The organism is Janthinobacterium sp. 61, assembly GCF_002846335.1.
Classification (GTDB): Bacteria; Pseudomonadota; Gammaproteobacteria; order Burkholderiales; family Burkholderiaceae_D; genus Janthinobacterium.
The window spans coordinates 944,253-959,655 of sequence record NZ_PJMQ01000001.1; the positions used below are offsets into that span (position 1 = coordinate 944,253).

The 15,403-nt window shown below is 62.6% G+C and carries 10 protein-coding genes and 2 riboswitches; of the genes, 6 read left to right on the forward strand and 4 right to left on the reverse strand.

Going from position 1 to position 15,403, the window contains the following annotated elements; all coding sequences use genetic code 11:
* Positions 1-12 precede the first annotated feature (12 nt).
* Positions 13-1,230, reverse strand: coding sequence for a Bcr/CflA family efflux MFS transporter (locus CLU92_RS04375; protein WP_101480884.1), 1,218 nt, complete (start codon positions 1,228-1,230; stop codon positions 13-15).
* A gap of 147 nt (positions 1,231-1,377) precedes the next feature.
* Between CLU92_RS04375 and CLU92_RS27670 the strand changes: the two genes are divergently transcribed.
* Positions 1,378-1,536: a hypothetical protein gene (locus CLU92_RS27670; RefSeq protein WP_166674806.1), complete on the forward strand. Its 159-nt coding sequence runs from the start codon at positions 1,378-1,380 to the stop codon at positions 1,534-1,536.
* 185 nt (positions 1,537-1,721) lie between these two features.
* Here the strand turns inward: CLU92_RS27670 and gcvP are convergent, their stop codons facing one another.
* The 3 genes from gcvP to gcvT form a co-directional block, all read right to left on the reverse strand.
* A complete protein-coding gene (gcvP, locus tag CLU92_RS04380; protein WP_101484487.1) occupies positions 1,722-4,622 on the reverse strand; it encodes an aminomethyl-transferring glycine dehydrogenase in 2,901 nt (966 codons plus the stop codon).
* A gap of 101 nt (positions 4,623-4,723) precedes the next feature.
* Positions 4,724-5,104 carry a glycine cleavage system protein GcvH gene (gene gcvH, locus CLU92_RS04385; RefSeq protein WP_101480885.1) on the reverse strand — a complete coding sequence of 127 codons (381 nt, stop codon included), beginning with the start codon at positions 5,102-5,104 and terminating at the stop codon, positions 4,724-4,726.
* Positions 5,105-5,184: 80 nt separating this feature from the next.
* Positions 5,185-6,306, reverse strand: coding sequence for a glycine cleavage system aminomethyltransferase GcvT (gcvT, locus tag CLU92_RS04390; protein ID WP_101480886.1), 1,122 nt, complete (start codon positions 6,304-6,306; stop codon positions 5,185-5,187).
* A gap of 74 nt (positions 6,307-6,380) precedes the next feature.
* A riboswitch (glycine riboswitch) is annotated at positions 6,381-6,487 on the reverse strand.
* 27 nt (positions 6,488-6,514) lie between these two features.
* A riboswitch (glycine riboswitch) is annotated at positions 6,515-6,601 on the reverse strand.
* 169 nt (positions 6,602-6,770) lie between these two features.
* On the opposite strand from gcvT, the gene CLU92_RS04395 reads away from it, so the two are divergent.
* From CLU92_RS04395 to ligA, 5 genes are all read left to right on the forward strand, one after another.
* Complete coding sequence (locus CLU92_RS04395; protein WP_243858132.1) at positions 6,771-7,367, forward strand: ATP-dependent Clp protease proteolytic subunit; 597 nt, start codon at positions 6,771-6,773, stop codon at positions 7,365-7,367.
* Between the two features lie 182 nt (positions 7,368-7,549).
* The gene (locus CLU92_RS04400) at positions 7,550-8,149 is read left to right on the forward strand and encodes a phosphatase PAP2 family protein (protein WP_101480888.1); all 600 of its coding nucleotides are present in this window, start codon (positions 7,550-7,552) and stop codon (positions 8,147-8,149) included.
* Between the two features lie 181 nt (positions 8,150-8,330).
* Positions 8,331-11,858, forward strand: a complete 3,528-nt coding sequence (smc, locus tag CLU92_RS04405; protein ID WP_101480889.1) for a chromosome segregation protein SMC — start codon at positions 8,331-8,333, stop codon at positions 11,856-11,858.
* On the forward strand, positions 11,855-13,021 hold the full coding sequence (locus CLU92_RS04410; RefSeq protein WP_101480890.1) for a cell division protein ZipA C-terminal FtsZ-binding domain-containing protein: 1,167 nt from the start codon (positions 11,855-11,857) through the stop codon (positions 13,019-13,021). The genes smc and CLU92_RS04410 overlap by 4 nt, the downstream gene beginning before the upstream one ends.
* A 14-nt stretch (positions 13,022-13,035) precedes the next feature.
* Positions 13,036-15,387, forward strand: coding sequence for an NAD-dependent DNA ligase LigA (ligA, locus tag CLU92_RS04415; RefSeq protein ID WP_101480891.1), 2,352 nt, complete (start codon positions 13,036-13,038; stop codon positions 15,385-15,387).
* The last annotated feature ends 16 nt before the right edge of the window (positions 15,388-15,403 follow it).

Sequence of the window (15,403 nt, forward strand, 5' to 3'; positions counted from 1 at the left end):
GTGAGTGAGGCGTCAGTGCGCTCCCAGGCTGCTGGCATGGGCCGGATGGACGCGCGCAGTGGCCAGGGTCAGCCATGATACCAGCAGGCCGGCCACCGTCAAGAACAGCAGCCAGGGTAGCGGCCCCCATTCGGACAGGCTGGCCGCCAGCGGCGTGGCCAGCGAGGACAAGGTCATCTGGATGGCGCCCAGCAATGCCGCCGTGGAACCGAGCGCGCGCTGTTGCGAGCCCATGGCCATGGCCATCAGTGCCGCTTCCGCGATGCCCAGGCCAAACAGGGCCACGAACATGCCGGGCACGACGGCGACAATGCCGAAGCCCGCCCACGCACCCAGCAGGGCCAGCACGGCGCCGCCCAGCATGGCGGTGCTACCCGCCACGCAGAGGCGCGCCACACCGTGCTGTTCCACCAGGCGGCCGCTGGCCATGGCGCCCAGTAGAACTGCCACGCCCGTGGCGCCGAACACCAGGCCGAAGCTGCCGGCGGACAGGCCGAAATCGCGCTGGTACACCAGAGACGCCCCGCCGATATAGGCAAACAGGAAAAAGAAAGTGGCGGACAGGGCCAGCGCGGGTAGCAGGAAGGCGCGGTCCAGCGCGATGCGCGCATAGGTGCGGTGCAGGCCGCGCGGCGAGACCCGCTTGGCGATGGGTAAAGTTTCCGGCAAGAACAGTGCGCTATTGAGCAGGGTCAAGGCGCCCAGCGCGGCCAGGGCCAGCATCACGGCGCGCCAGCCGTATTGGGCATCGAGCAAGCCGCCCACGGCGGGCGCCAGCACGGGCGCCAGGCCCACGATGGTCATCAACAGGGCAAACAGCTGCGCCGCTTTGACCCCATCTGCCACGTCGCGCACCATGCTCATCACCACGACCAAGGTCAGCGCCGCGCCCAGGCCCTGCAGCAAACGCGCCAGCAGCAGGGTGGACAGCTGGTCCGCCTGCGACGCCCATACGGCCGCCACGATGTAGACGGCGATGCCGGCCAGCAGCGGATAGCGCCGGCCCAGCATGTCCGTCAGCGGCCCACACAGCAATTGTCCGCCGCCCAGGGCCAGCAGGAAAACGGTCAGGCTCAGCTGCACATTCGCATACGAGGTGTGCAGTTCGCGCGCCATCGCAGGCATCGAGGCCAGGTACATGTCGATGCCTGCCGGACCGAGCACGGCCACCAGGGCCAGGGAAGCCGCCAGCCCAAGACTGGCGGCGGGGAGAGTGGTTTGCTGCTGCATTGCGATTCCTTCGTGTCATCAAAACATCGGGGCATGGACGCCGCCGTGTTTTTTATTGTACACTTACTGCCTACCGGTAGGTAGTTTGTTCAATTATGTGAAGGGGATGAGAGCAATGAAGAAAGAAACAATGACGGGAGAACTGGCATGACGGAAGTGGGAATTTCGCTCAGCGGCGTGGCCGTCGCGTTGCTGTTTGCCGCCTGGAGTTCGCACCGCAGCCGCTGTGAGCGGCGCGATGTCATGTTGCTGACGATACTGGGCACCGTGCTGGGGCTGCCGGGTGCGGCCTTGCTGGCGTTGTAAAAGTGAGTCGCGTAGGTCGGATTAGCGGAGCGTAATCCGACCTCACCACACACGCCAACCATGTTGTCGGATTACGGCCCTCCGGGCCTAATCCGACCTACGTACCCTTGCGGGCATGAAAAAAGGCAGGCCGTCTGGCCTGCCTTCCTGTCGCTGGCACGCCCGCGGAAGCGGGCGCGTGGCGTTTACTCTTCTTCGTACGAGCTGATAGGTGCGCAGCCGCAGAACAGGTTGCGGTCGCCGTACACATTGTCGGCGCGGCCGACTGGTGGCCAGTATTTGCGCTGGCGCAGGGACGCGACTGGGTAAGCCGCGATTTCACGGCTGTACTTGCGTTCCCAGTTGTCCGACATCAACACCTGCGCCGTGTGCGGCGCGTTTCTCAGGGGGTTGTCGTCGTGGTCGAATTCACCGCTGGCGACCTTGGCGATTTCCGCGCGGATGGCGATCATGGCGTCGATGAAGCGGTCGATTTCCACTTTCGATTCGCTTTCCGTCGGTTCGATCATCAGCGTGCCCGGCACGGGGAAGCTCATGGTCGGCGCATGGAAACCGAAGTCCATCAGGCGCTTGGCCACGTCTTCGTTGCTGATGCCGGTGGCGTCCGTGATCGGGCGCAGGTCCAGGATGCATTCGTGCGCGACCAGGCCGTCGTGGCCCGAGTACAGCACAGGGTAGTGCGGCGCCAGGCGGCGCGCGATGTAGTTCGCCGCCAGAATCGCCGTCTCGGTCGCTGCCGTCAAGCCTTCCGCGCCCATCATGGCGATGTACATCCACGAAATCGGCAGGATGCTGGCCGAGCCGAATGGCGCGGCGCTGACAGCGCCGATACCGGCGGCATCGCGCTGGTAGCCCGACGAACGCTGGTTCGGCAGGAATTTCGCCAGGTGGGCGCCCACGCCGATCGGGCCGACGCCTGGTCCGCCGCCGCCGTGCGGGATGCAGAAGGTCTTGTGCAGGTTCAGGTGGGACACGTCGCCGCCAAACGAGCCGGGAGCGGCCACGCCGACCAGCGCGTTCATGTTGGCGCCGTCGATGTAGACCTGGCCGCCGTGCGAGTGGATAATCTCGCACAGTTCCTGGATGCCTTCTTCAAACACGCCGTGGGTGGATGGGTAGGTGACCATCACGCAAGCCAGGTTGGCGCTGTGCTTTTCCGCTTTCGCTTTCAGGTCGGCCAGGTCCACGTTGCCGTTGGCGTCGCAGCTGGTGACGACCACCTGCATACCGACCATGTTGGCCGAGGCAGGATTGGTGCCGTGCGCCGACGATGGAATCAAACAGATGTTGCGGTGGCCTTCGCCGCGCGACTCATGGTAGGCCTTGATCACCAGCAGGCCCGCATATTCGCCCTGCGAGCCGGCGTTCGGCTGCAGCGAGACGGCCGCATAGCCAGTCAGCGCGCACAGCATTTCTTCCAGCTGCGCAATCATTTCGCGGTAGCCCACGGTTTGCGCATCGGGCGCGAACGGGTGGATGTTCGAGAATTCCGGCCAGGTCACGGGAATCATTTCGCTCGTCGCGTTCAGCTTCATGGTGCATGAGCCGAGCGGGATCATGGTGCGGTCCAGCGCCAGGTCCTTGTCGGCCAGGCTGCGCAGGTAGCGCAGCATTTCGTGTTCCGAATGGTAGCTGTTGAAGACGGGGTGGGTCAGGTAGGCGCTCTCGCGCGCCAGGTTGGCCGGCAGCGCGCTGGTCACATTCGCTTCCACGCTGTCCAGGTCCGGCGCGGCAGGCGCGTTGACCAGGCCGTGCGCGAACACTTTCCACAGCAGCGCGATATCGTCGCGCGTGGTGGTTTCATCGAGCGACACGCCCACGTGGGTATTGTCGATCTTGCGCAGGTTGACGCCGTGGTGAATGGCCGTCGCGTGCAGTTGCGCCGCATCGGCGACGTTGATGGTCAGGGTGTCGAAGTAGCTTGCATTGACGACGCCATAGCCCAGGGTCTTCAGGTTGGCGGCCAGCACGCCCGTGTAACGGTGCACGCGCTGGGCGATCTGCAGCAGGCCGGCAGGGCCGTGGTAGACGGCGTACATCGAGGCCATCACGGCCAGCAGCACTTGCGCCGTGCAGATGTTGGACGTCGCTTTTTCGCGGCGGATATGCTGTTCGCGCGTTTGCAGGGCCAGGCGATACGCCTTGTTGCCTTGCGCATCGACGGTCACGCCGACCAGGCGGCCCGACATATTGCGCTTGAATTCATCGCGCGTGGACAGGAAGCCAGCGTGCGGGCCGCCGAAACCGAGCGGCACGCCGAAACGCTGGCTGTTGCCGACGACGACGTCGGCGCCCCATTCGCCAGGAGGCGTCAGCATGGTCAGGGCCAGCAGGTCGGCTGCGACGATGACCATGGCGCCATGCGCGTGCAGTTTTTCCACGCCGGCGCGGTAGTCGCGCACGACACCGTTCACGCCAGGATATTGCAGCAGCACGCCGAAGCAGGCGTCCAGCGACTCGATTTCCGCCGGGTCGAAGGTGCGCACCTCGATGCCGATCGGCTGGGCGCGCGTCTGCACCACTTCCAGCGTTTGCGGCAGCACGTCATTGGCGACATACAGCACGTTCGATTTCGACTTGCCCACGCGCTGGATCAACGTCATCGCTTCGGCGGCGGCCGTGCCTTCGTCCAGCATCGAGGCATTCGAGATGCCCATGCCGGTCAGGTCGGTGATCACTTGCTGGAAGTTCAGGATCGCTTCCAGGCGGCCTTGCGAAATCTCGGGCTGGTAGGGCGTGTAGGCCGTGTACCAGGCAGGATTTTCAAAGATGTTGCGTAAAACCACACCAGGGGTGAACGTGTTGTAATAGCCTTGGCCAATCAGCGACTTGAGCACCTGGTTCTTGCCGGCGATGGCTTTCAGGCGCGACAAAGCTTCCTGTTCCGGCATCGGCTGCGAATACGCGCCCAATGGCAGGGCGCCTTTGTTGCGGATGTTGGCCGGTACCAGGGCATCGATCAGCGCGGCGCGCGATGGATAGCCGAGGGTCGCCAGCATGGCTTGCTGTTCGGTGGAGGAAGGGCCGATGTGGCGGGCGATGAAGGCATCGCGTGCTTCGAGTTGGGTCAGGCTGGTGCGGGTCATGATATAGAGGCCAAAAAAGACTGAAAAACCGGGAGGCGGCGCGCGGGCGCTGCTGGAAAAAAGCAAACGGGCCGCAAGCGCGGCCCGTGAGTCAAACGCGATTACGCGCTGGTGGTGGCGCCATAGGCGGCAGCGTCGAGCAAGCCGTCCAGGGCCGACACGTCGGCTGGCTTGATCTTGAACAGCCAGTTGGCGTAGGCGTCGGTGTTGATCGATTCAGGCGCATTGACCACGTCGTCGTTGACGGCCACGACTTCGCCGGCGATAGGCGCGTAGATGTCGCTCGCGGCCTTGACCGATTCCACCACGGCGGCGTCGTCGCCGGCGCCATAGGTATTGCCCACGGTTGGCAGTTCGACGAAGACGATGTCGCCCAGGGCGTCCTGCGCGTACTCGGTGATGCCGACGGTGATAGTGCCGTCGCCTTCAAGGCGTACCCATTCGTGGGAGGCTGTGTACTTCAGGTCTGCAGGAATGTTCATGTGTGGCTCCAGATGGTAAGTGTTCGTTATTGATTATGGTTGTTCGGTCTTGCGGGCGGTGGCTCTCTATCGCTAATCGCTTACGCAGCCAGGATTTTACCGTTACGCACGAAAGGCAGCTTGACGACGGAGGCGGCCAGTTGTTTGCCGCGGATTTCCACGTGCACGGTGTCGCCCACATTCACGCCATTCGGCACGCGCGCCAGGGCAATCGCTTCCTGCATGGTCGGGCTGAAGGTGCCGCTGGTGATTTCGCCTGTGGCTTCGTTGCCGGCGATGATGACTTTTTGGTGGGCGCGCAGCACGCCGCCTTTTTCACGCAGGATCAGACCGACGAATTGCGCGTTCTGGCCTTTTGCCAGCAGGGCGGCCTTGCCGATGAAGTCACGCTCGCTGACCAGGTCGATGGTCCACGCCAGGCCCGCATCGAGCGGGTTGACGGTTTCATCCATGTCCTGGCCGTACAGGTTCATGCCCGCTTCCAGGCGCAGGGTGTCGCGCGCACCCAGGCCGGCCGGCTTGACGCCGGCGGCGATCAGGGCGTTCCACAGCGCTTCCACCTGGGTCGCGGCCACGCCGATTTCAAAACCGTCTTCGCCCGTGTAGCCGGTGCGCGCCAGCATGACTTCGCCGAACGCGGTGTCCTTGACGATGACGACATTGAAGGGCTTGATGGCTTCGGACGCGGCTTGCGTCTCCGGCAGCACTTGCCACACCTTGGCGCGTGCGTTCGGCCCTTGCACGGCCACCAGGGCCATGGCGTCATTGCCGTCGCGGCGTTCGGTAATCGTCAGGCCGCTGTTGGTGTTGGTATTTTGCTGCTGCATCCAGGCCACGTCTTTTTCCGCCGTGCCCGCATTGACGACCAGGCGGAACCAGTTTTCGCTGAAGAAGTAGACGATCAGGTCATCGATGACGGTACCTTCGGCATTCAACATGCACGAATACAGCGCCTTGCCCGATACTTGCAGCTTGTCGACGTTGTTGGCCAGCAAGCCGCGCAAAAAGGCGCGCACGTTCGGGCCTTCGATATCGACCACGCACATATGGGACACGTCGAACATGCCGGCGTCGCTACGCACGGCATTGTGTTCTTCGATTTGCGAGCCGTAGTTGACGGGCATGTCCCAGCCGCCGAAATCGACCATGCGGGCGCCGAGGGCACGGTGGGCGTTGTTGAGTGGGGTCGCTTTGAGCGTCATGGATTCCTCGGGACGAAGGTAAAGGGGGAAGTTAACAGAACACACAGAGCCAAACACGGCTTTCCGGCGTGATCACTGACCCCCCTGTCCTTTGTACCTGAGAGATTACGGGGGGCTTGCCCCGTGCGCCCCTTCGGTGGGCCGCCGGCAATAGCCGCGGCCGCTCTCCAGAGTTGAGCTAAAGGTGTCGCCAAAGCAACAACTTCAGTCCGCCTGATCGGTCCTTTTGCCTGAGAGTTTTTGGGTAGTGCCCCTTCGGCGGCAACGCTGGGTTGCCCTCTCCCGATCAAGTGTGAGGAATATATGCCAGCAGGGGTATTCTGTCAATCTGTAAAGGCGTTGCCAAATTGCCGTAAAAGCCCCGATTTGCGGGGCTGTTGAGGGGGCTGATCCAGTGCAAAAGGGCGCCCGGCCCCGCGCGAATGGGCTATGATGAAGTTCGGGCTTTCTTGTGGGTGGCTGCCATGAACACGACACAGAGCGGGATACAATACGAGATACAACACGAGATACAAAACAACACCGAGCAGCACGGTTACTTCACCCTCTCGGGCGACGTCAACAGTGACATGGTGCGGCGCGTCTTCAACGCCGTGTCCGACATCACGGAAGACAAGCTCACTACCGCGCACATCCTGATTCAATCGAACGGCGGCTATGTCAGTGATGGTATCTGTCTGTACAACTTCATCAGTCAGTTGCCGCTCGACATCATTACCTATAACGCAGGCGCCGTGGCGTCCATCGCCGTCACCCTGTTTCTGGCAGGGCGGCACCGCCATGCCAGCGACACGGCCCGTTTCATGGTGCACAAGTCGCATGCAACCGCCTCGCCCGGTTCCCGGCCCGATGCGCTGAGCATCATCGTCGAGGGCTTGCGCGCTGATGACATGCGTACGGAGCGCATCCTGCGCGCCCACGTCAAACTGACGGACGAGCAGTGGCAAGTGCATGCGTATTCCGACCTGCACCTGACGGCCGACCAGGCGCTGGAAGTGGGCATGATTGAATCGATCCGCGATTTTGCGCCGCCCAAGGGCAAACGCCTGACGAATATCTGAGGCGCGCCCGGCGCTGTCAGGCGGATGGTTGGGCGTGGAAATTTTGTAATCGAATGTAATTCTTCGCTGCAGCACAGCAAAAGCCGCGCGGAACAGGGCCGAGTCATGGCATAGTGCGAGTTGTTCATGAAATAAGTGCAAGCACGATGACTTGGTGGAATGGGATTTCTTTTGCGGCTGACATGTCCGTGATGGGGCCGGCTGGTGTGGCGATCGCCCTGTGGCTGCTCGTGTCGCGCCAATGGCGCCTGGTGCTCAGCTGGAGCTTGTGGTACGGCGGCGGACTGGCCCTCGTGGTGCTGTCAAAACTGGCCTTCATGAGCTGGGGCGTGGGTAGCAGCGCGCTCGATTTTACCGGTTTCAGCGGCCACGCCATGCGCGCCGGCGCCGTGTTTCCCGTGCTGATGTATGTGCTGCTGCAGCGGGCTGAACCGCGCTGGCGTGATGCCGGCGTCTTGATCGGCGTGGCATTTGCCGTGCTGGTCGCCATTTCCCGCGTGGTCGTGCAGGCGCACAGCGTGTCGGAAGCCGTCAGCGGCTGCGTGCTGGGTCTGGCGCTGGCACTGGGCTTCATGTGGAATGCCCGCGGCGTCGTCAATTTCGCCGTCAGTCATGCGCTGGCGCTGGCCAGCATGGTGCTGATGGTGGCGCTGAGCTTCAAGGCCGAGCCCATGCCGACCGAGCAGTGGCTGCAAAAACTGGCCATGTTGCTGTCCGGCCATGAGCGTGTTTTTTCGCGCGAAGACTGGAAGCTGGCGCAGGATGGCCGCCCAGCCCCGTGACAAGGGGCGCGCTGCTGCCTGGCGCTGCTGTTTTTTGGCCAGAAAAGCATCAGGAAATGGTATGATGAACCACTTTTCAGCGGTGAGCAGCCAGGCTGCCGTCGCAATGGTGCATCTGAACTGAATATGAACCGGGTTCGCCGATCTCAACCGCCAGCATAGGCCAGGAACTCTAAAACACGTGCGTCTCTCTTCCATCAAGTTGTCGGGATTTAAGTCTTTCGTCGATCCCACCAATTTCCAGGTGCCAGGCCAGCTCGTGGGCGTGGTCGGGCCTAATGGCTGCGGCAAGTCGAATATCATCGACGCCGTGCGCTGGGTGCTGGGCGAATCGAAAGCGTCTGAATTGCGCGGCGAGTCGATGCAGGACGTCATTTTCAACGGCTCCACTCATCGCAAGCCTGCCGGGCGCGCTTCCGTGGAACTCGTGTTCGACAATAACGATGGCAAGGCGTCCGGCCAGTGGGGCCAGTACGCCGAGATCGCCGTCAAGCGCACCCTGACGCGCGACGGCACGTCCACCTATTACATCAATGGCCAGCCCGTGCGCCGGCGCGACATCCAGGATATTTTCCTCGGCACGGGCCTCGGCCCGCGTGCCTACGCCATCATCGGCCAGGGCATGATTTCGCGCATCATCGAATCGCGCCCCGAAGAATTGCGCGTCTTCCTGGAAGAAGCGGCCGGCGTGTCGAAATACAAGGAACGCCGCCGCGAGACGGAAAACCGTCTGCAGGATACGCGCGAGAATTTGCTGCGCGTGGAAGACATCTTGCGCGAACTCAATGCCAATCTGGAAAAGCTGGAAGCGCAGGCGGCCGTGGCCACGCGTTTCCACGCCTTGCAGGCGGACCAGGAAGAAAAGCAGAAGTTGTTGTGGCTGCTACGCAAGAACGAGGCGCAGAACGAGCAGACGCGCTATTTCCGTGAAGTGGAACAGGCGCAGACGGACCTGGAAGAACAGACGGCCAAGCTGCGCAACGTGGAACTGACCCTGGAGCAGATGCGCCAGGCGCACTTCGCCGTGGGCGACCGTTTGCATACGGCGCAGGGTCATCTGTACCAGACGAATGCGGAAATCGGCAGCCTGGAAGCGCAGATCAAGTTCGTCATCGAATCGCGCGCCCGCCTGCAGGCCCAGCTGGCCACCCTGACAGCCCAGCGCGACCAGTGGAACAGCCAAGGCAGCGAGTACCAGGAACAGATCGAAGAGGCAGAATTCCACCTCGAGGAACTTGCCGCCAAGGTGGAACAATCGCAAATGATGGCCGAGCAGAAGGGCGAGCAATTGCCCGAGCTGGACGCCGCCTGGCGCGCCGCGCAAAACAAGAGCACGGAATCGCGCGCGCGGATCATGCAGGCCCAGCAGCAACTGGAACTGGAATCGGCGCACCAGCGCAATGCCTCCAACATCCTGGCCAGCCTGTTGACGCGCCGCGAGCGCTTGCAGCAGGAAAAGAACAGCCTGAGCCTGCCAGACAGCAGCCATCTGGAAAACCTGAAACTGCAGCTGGAAGAAAAACAGCAAACGCTGGAAGAACAGGGTTTTTACCTGGAAGAAGCGCTGGAGCAGCAGCCGAAGCTGGAGCAGGAACGGATGGAGGCGCAGGCGCAGGTCAATGCCGAGACGGCCGCCAACGCGCAGCTGGAAGCGCGTCTTTCCGCTTTGAAACAATTGCAGGAACGAGTACAGACGCAGGGCAAGGTTCAGCCGTGGCTGAAAAAGCACGAACTCGACACCTTGCCGCGCCTGTGGCAAAAGCTGCAGATCGAAGCGGGCTGGGAAGCGGCCATGGAATCGATCCTGCGCGAGCGCACGTCGGCCCTGCAACTGTCGAATATCGACTGGGCCAAGGCTTTCTTTGCCGACGCGCCGCCAGCCAAGCTGGCCCTGTATGCGCCGTCCACCGTGGCGCCGCTGCCCCTGCCAGAAGTGGCGGGCCTGAAACCGTTCCTGAACTTGCTCAAACTCAACGATCCTGGCTTGCGCGGCTTGCTGCAGGATTGGCTGTACAACGCCTACGCCGTGGAAGACGCGGCCGAGGCGCTGGCCGAGCGGGGCAAGTTACCGCCAGGCGGCTATTTCGTCACGCGCGCCGGCCATGTGGTCACAGCGTCCAGCGTGCGCTTCTATGCGGCCGATTCGGAGCAGGAAGGCATGCTGGGCCGCCAGCAGGAAATCGAGAATATCGGCAAACAGTTGCGCGCACAGCAATTGCTGGCCGAAGAGGCGCGCGCCCGTTCCGTGCGGGCCGACGCGGCCGTCGCTACCCTGACGCGCAACCTGTCCGACTTGCGCCTGCGCATACAGCAACTGACCTCGTCCGTGCATACGTTGCAACTGGACGTGGTGAAACTGTCGGAAGTGGAAGCGCGCTTCAACCAGCGCAGCACGCAGATCGGCGCGGACCTGGCCGAAATCGCCGCGCAGGAAACGGAACAGATGCAGACCAAGCTGGAATCGGAAGAAAAATTCGAACAGCTGGATATGGAACTGGGCAACTTGCAGGAAGCGCACGAAGACGGCCATACGGACTTCTTGCAAAAGGAACAGCGTCTGGCCGAGGCACGCGAAGCCTTGCGCGACCTGGAGCGGGCCGCCAAGGATACGGAATACGCGGAAAAAGCCCACCGCGCGAAGATCGAGGAATTGCGCCGCAACATCGCCACGGCCAGCACGCAGGCGCAGCAAGTGACGGCCAGCCTGCAGGCGGGCGAACTGGAGTTGGCCAACCTGGAAAGCGGCGCGGCCGCCGACGGCTTGCAGGACTTGCTTGAGCGCCGTACCACGCAGGAGCGGGCGCTGGCGGACGCGCGCCATGAACTGGACCAGATCACGCAGCAACTGCGCCTGTCCGAAGATGCGCGCACGCAGTCGGAGCGCAGCTTGCAGCCGCAGCGCGACAAGATCATGGAAATGCAGCTCAAGGAACAGGCCGCGCGCCTGAATCAGGAGCAGTTCGCCCAGCAATTGCTCGAATCGGGCGCCGATGAAGCGGCCTTGACGGAAAAGTTGCATCCGGACATGCGTCCGTCGTATCTGCAGGGCGAAGTCACGCGGTTGACGAATGCGATCACGTCCCTGGGCGCCGTCAACCTGGCCGCGCTGGATGAACTGGCACAGGCCTCCGAGCGCAAGAACTTCCTCGACGCCCAGAATGCCGACCTGACGGAAGCGATCAACACCTTGGAAGACGCGATCCACAAGATCGACAAGGAGACGCGCGACCTGTTGCAAGACACGTTCGACAAGGTCAACCATCACTTTTCCGAGCTATTCCCGATTCTGTTTGGCGGCGGCCAGGCGAAACTGACCATGACGGGCGACGAGATTCTCGATTCCGGTGTACAAGTCATGGCGCAGCCTCCCGGCAAGAAAAATGCCACCATCCACCTGTTGTCCGGTGGAGAGAAGGCGCTGACCGCGACCGCATTGGTGTTTTCCATGTTCCGCCTGAATCCGGCGCCGTTCTGCCTGCTCGACGAAGTCGATGCACCGCTGGACGATTCGAACACGGAACGCTTCTGCCGCATGGTCAAGCGCATGTCCGACCAGACCCAATTCCTTTTCATTTCGCATAACAAGATTGCGATGGAAATGGCCCATCAATTGATCGGTGTGACGATGCAGGAGCAGGGCGTATCGCGCATCGTGGCGGTGGACATGGAGTCTGCCGCAAATTTTGCTACCGAGGCACAAGCAGCATGACAGACTTACAAATTACCTTGTTCGGCGCCGGCGGCGTCTTTATCGTCGGTGTTTTCTCATACAACAAATGGCAGGAGTACAAGGCCAAGAAAAGCGTGGAACGGGCCTTTTCCACCGACCACGACGATGTGCTGATGCGCGAGGGCGACGCCCCCGTGACGGATGTCCCGGAACCTGTCTTGCGCCAGGAACCGCGCTTTGATGCCGCGCCTGCCGCCAAGGCCGAACCGTCGTTCGGCGCGCCGCCGGCGGCACCCGTGTCCGACGCCCCTGTGCATGCGGAACCGTCGCTGGGGGATAGCCCAGCCGAGCCGGTCCAGGCACCTGCTGCCGAGCCCGTGCAAGAGGTGAGCGCCGCCAGCGAACAGGCGACCAGCCTGGTTGACCCGCTGATCGATTGCCTGCTGCCCCTGTCGCTGGAAGCGCCCGTGCGGGGCGACAAGATCCTGCCGGTCCTGCAAACCTTGCGCCTGGTGGGCAACAAGCCCGTGCACTTCATTGGCTTGCACGTGAATGGCGACTGGGAACCGATCACGCATGGCGGTGTCTATACCAAGATGCAGGGCGGCGTGCAGCTGGCCAGCCGCAGCACGGCCTTGAATGAACTGGAATACTCGGAACTGGTTACGCGGCTGCGCGGTGTGGCGGACGAAATCGGCGCCGAACCGGAAGTGCCCGACATGATGGAAGTGATGGCCGAAGCGCGCAATCTGCACCGCTTTGTTGCCGGTCACGATGCCCAGCTGGGCGTCAACCTGCACACGAACGGCGCGCCATGGGCCATTTCCACCTTGCTCTTCGCCTTGGAAAAGCAAGGCTTTGATGTGCGTCCGGACGGCCGTTTCGTCATGCCTGATGGCGACGGCAGCTATCTGTTCTCGCTGTCGACGAATGTCACGCTGGCCGAGGAAACCACGCCCCGCCTGACCCTGCTGCTGGACGTGCCTTGCGTGGCGCCCGCGCGCGACGGCTTCGGCTCCATGGTTGCCTGCGCCAAAGCGCTGGTGGGCCGCCTCGACGCGACCATCGTCGACGATTACAACCAGGCCTTGTCCGATGCGGCCCTGGCCGAGATCGCCGGCCAGGTGCAAGAGTTTTACCAGGAAATGGACGCGGCCGACATTCCGGCCGGTTCCACCCGCGCCCTGCGTTTATTTAGCTGAAGAATCCCGCAACAATGACTGATCCGACTAACCAGGACGCCGCCCGGCGCGTCCTGGCACTCACTGCCGAACTTAACCGGCATCTGCACGCCTACCACGTGCTCGACAACCCCACCATTCCCGACGCCGAGTACGACAAGCTGTTCGTCGAACTGCAGGCGCTGGAAGCGGCCCACCCTGACTTGCGCACGCCCGATTCGCCCACCTTGCGCGTGGGTGCGGCGCCCTTGCCGCAATTCGAGCAAGTCACGCATACGGTGCCGATGTTGTCGCTGAACAATGGTTTCACCGATGACGATATTGTCAATTTCGACCGTCGCGTGCGCGAAGGCCTGGACCTTGATGGTGCAGAAGTCGAGTATGCCGCCGAAGTGAAATTCGATGGCCTGGCCATCAACCTGCGCTATGAAAACGGTTTGTTCGTGCAGGCGGCCACGCGCGGCGATGGCGCCACGGGCGAGGACGTGACGGCCAATATCCGCACCATCGCTGGCATTCCGCTGCGCTTGCAGGGTGACATGATTCCCTCCGTGCTCGATGTGCGCGGCGAAGTGATGATGTTCAAGGCCGATTTTGCCCGCCTGAACGAACGCCAGCGTGTAGCGGGGCACAAGGAGTTCGCCAATCCCCGCAATGCGGCAGCCGGCAGCCTGCGCCAGCTCGATTCGCGTATCACTGCACAGCGCAAGCTGCGTTTTTATGCCTACGGCATCGGCGCCCTCGATGGCGCCGCCATGCCGGTGTCGCATTCGGCCTTGCTGGACTGGTACGCAACCCTGGGCATACCCGTTTCGAAGGAGCGCAAGGTGGTGCTGGGCGCAAAGGGCTTGCTGGCATACTACGCCGATATCGGCGCGCGTCGTCCCGCCTTGCCCTATGAAATCGACGGTGTGGTCTACAAGGTGAACGCGACGCAAGACCAGCAGGAGCTGGGCTTTGTGTCGCGCGCCCCCCGTTTTGCGCTGGCGCACAAGTTCCCCGCCGAAGAAGCCTTGACCGTGGTGCTGGGCATCGATATCCAGGTGGGCCGCACGGGCGCCATGACGCCCGTGGCGCGCCTGGCGCCCGTGTCCGTCGGCGGCGTGACGGTGACCAACGCCACCTTGCATAATGAAGATGAAGTGCTGCGCAAGGATGTGCGCGTGGGCGATACCGTCGTCGTGCGTCGTGCCGGCGATGTGATCCCTGAAGTGCTGTCCGTGGTGCTGGACAAGCGCCCCGAACCGCCGCCGCCGCCTTTCAAGATGCTGGAACGCTGCCCTGTCTGCGATTCCCACGTGGTGCGGGAAGAGGGCGAAGCGATTGCCCGCTGCTCGGGCGGCCTGTTCTGTTCGGCCCAGCGCAAGGAAGCATTCCGCCATTTCGCGGGCCGCCGCATGATGGATATCGAAGGCCTGGGCGAACGTTATATCGATACCCTGGTCGAACTGGAATACGTGCATGGCCTGGCCGACCTGTACAGCCTGACCCTGGACAAACTGCTGGAAATGAAGCTGCGCGCCGACGAGCGCGATGGTTCGACGCCAGAAACAGTGCAACAAGGCAAGATTCCCACCAAATGGGCGGAAAACTTGCTGGCTGGCATAGACGCGAGCAAGCGCCCGCCGCTCGAGCGTTTCCTGTTCGCGCTGGGCATCCGCCACGTGGGTGAGTCGACGGCCAAGACCCTTGCCGAGTGGCTGGGCAGTCTGGCGTATGTGCGGCAGGCGCCGGCGGCCTTGCTGCGCGTGCTGCCCGATATCGGCGGCACGGTGGCCGAGTCGATTGCCGATTTCTTTGCCGAAGAAAAGAACCAGCAGGCGCTGCAGGCATTGCTGGATGCTGGCGTCACGCCGCAGGGTGAACACGCGCCCAGTGCGAAGCTGCGCACGCAACTGGAACAAACCACGCTGCTGGCCGCTATCGGTATCCCAAAGCTGACGGAACCGCGCAGCAAGCAACTGGTGGAGCGGGGCGTGACCCTGGCCAGTCTGGCGGCGCAGGGCGCGAGCTTCCACGCGGGCTTGCCCGCCGCCGTGGCTGAATCCCTGGCGCAATGGCTGGCCAATGACGGCAATGTCAGGTTGCTAGCTCAACTGGACGCCTTGCGAAATGAATTACTGTCACAATTACCTGAAATGCCAGCGGCCGGTGGCAAGCTGGACGGCAAGACTTTCGTCCTGACGGGCACCTTGCCCACTATGAGCCGCGACGAGGCTGCGGAGCTGATCGAGGCGGCCGGTGGCAAGGTCAGCGGTTCCGTGTCGAAGAAAACCGCTTACGTCGTGGCCGGCTCGGACGCTGGCAGCAAGCTGGCCAAGGCGCAGGAACTGGGCGTGGCCATACTCGACGAAGCTGGTTTGCTAGCCTTGCTCGCGCAAGACTAATCATTAAAATATTATA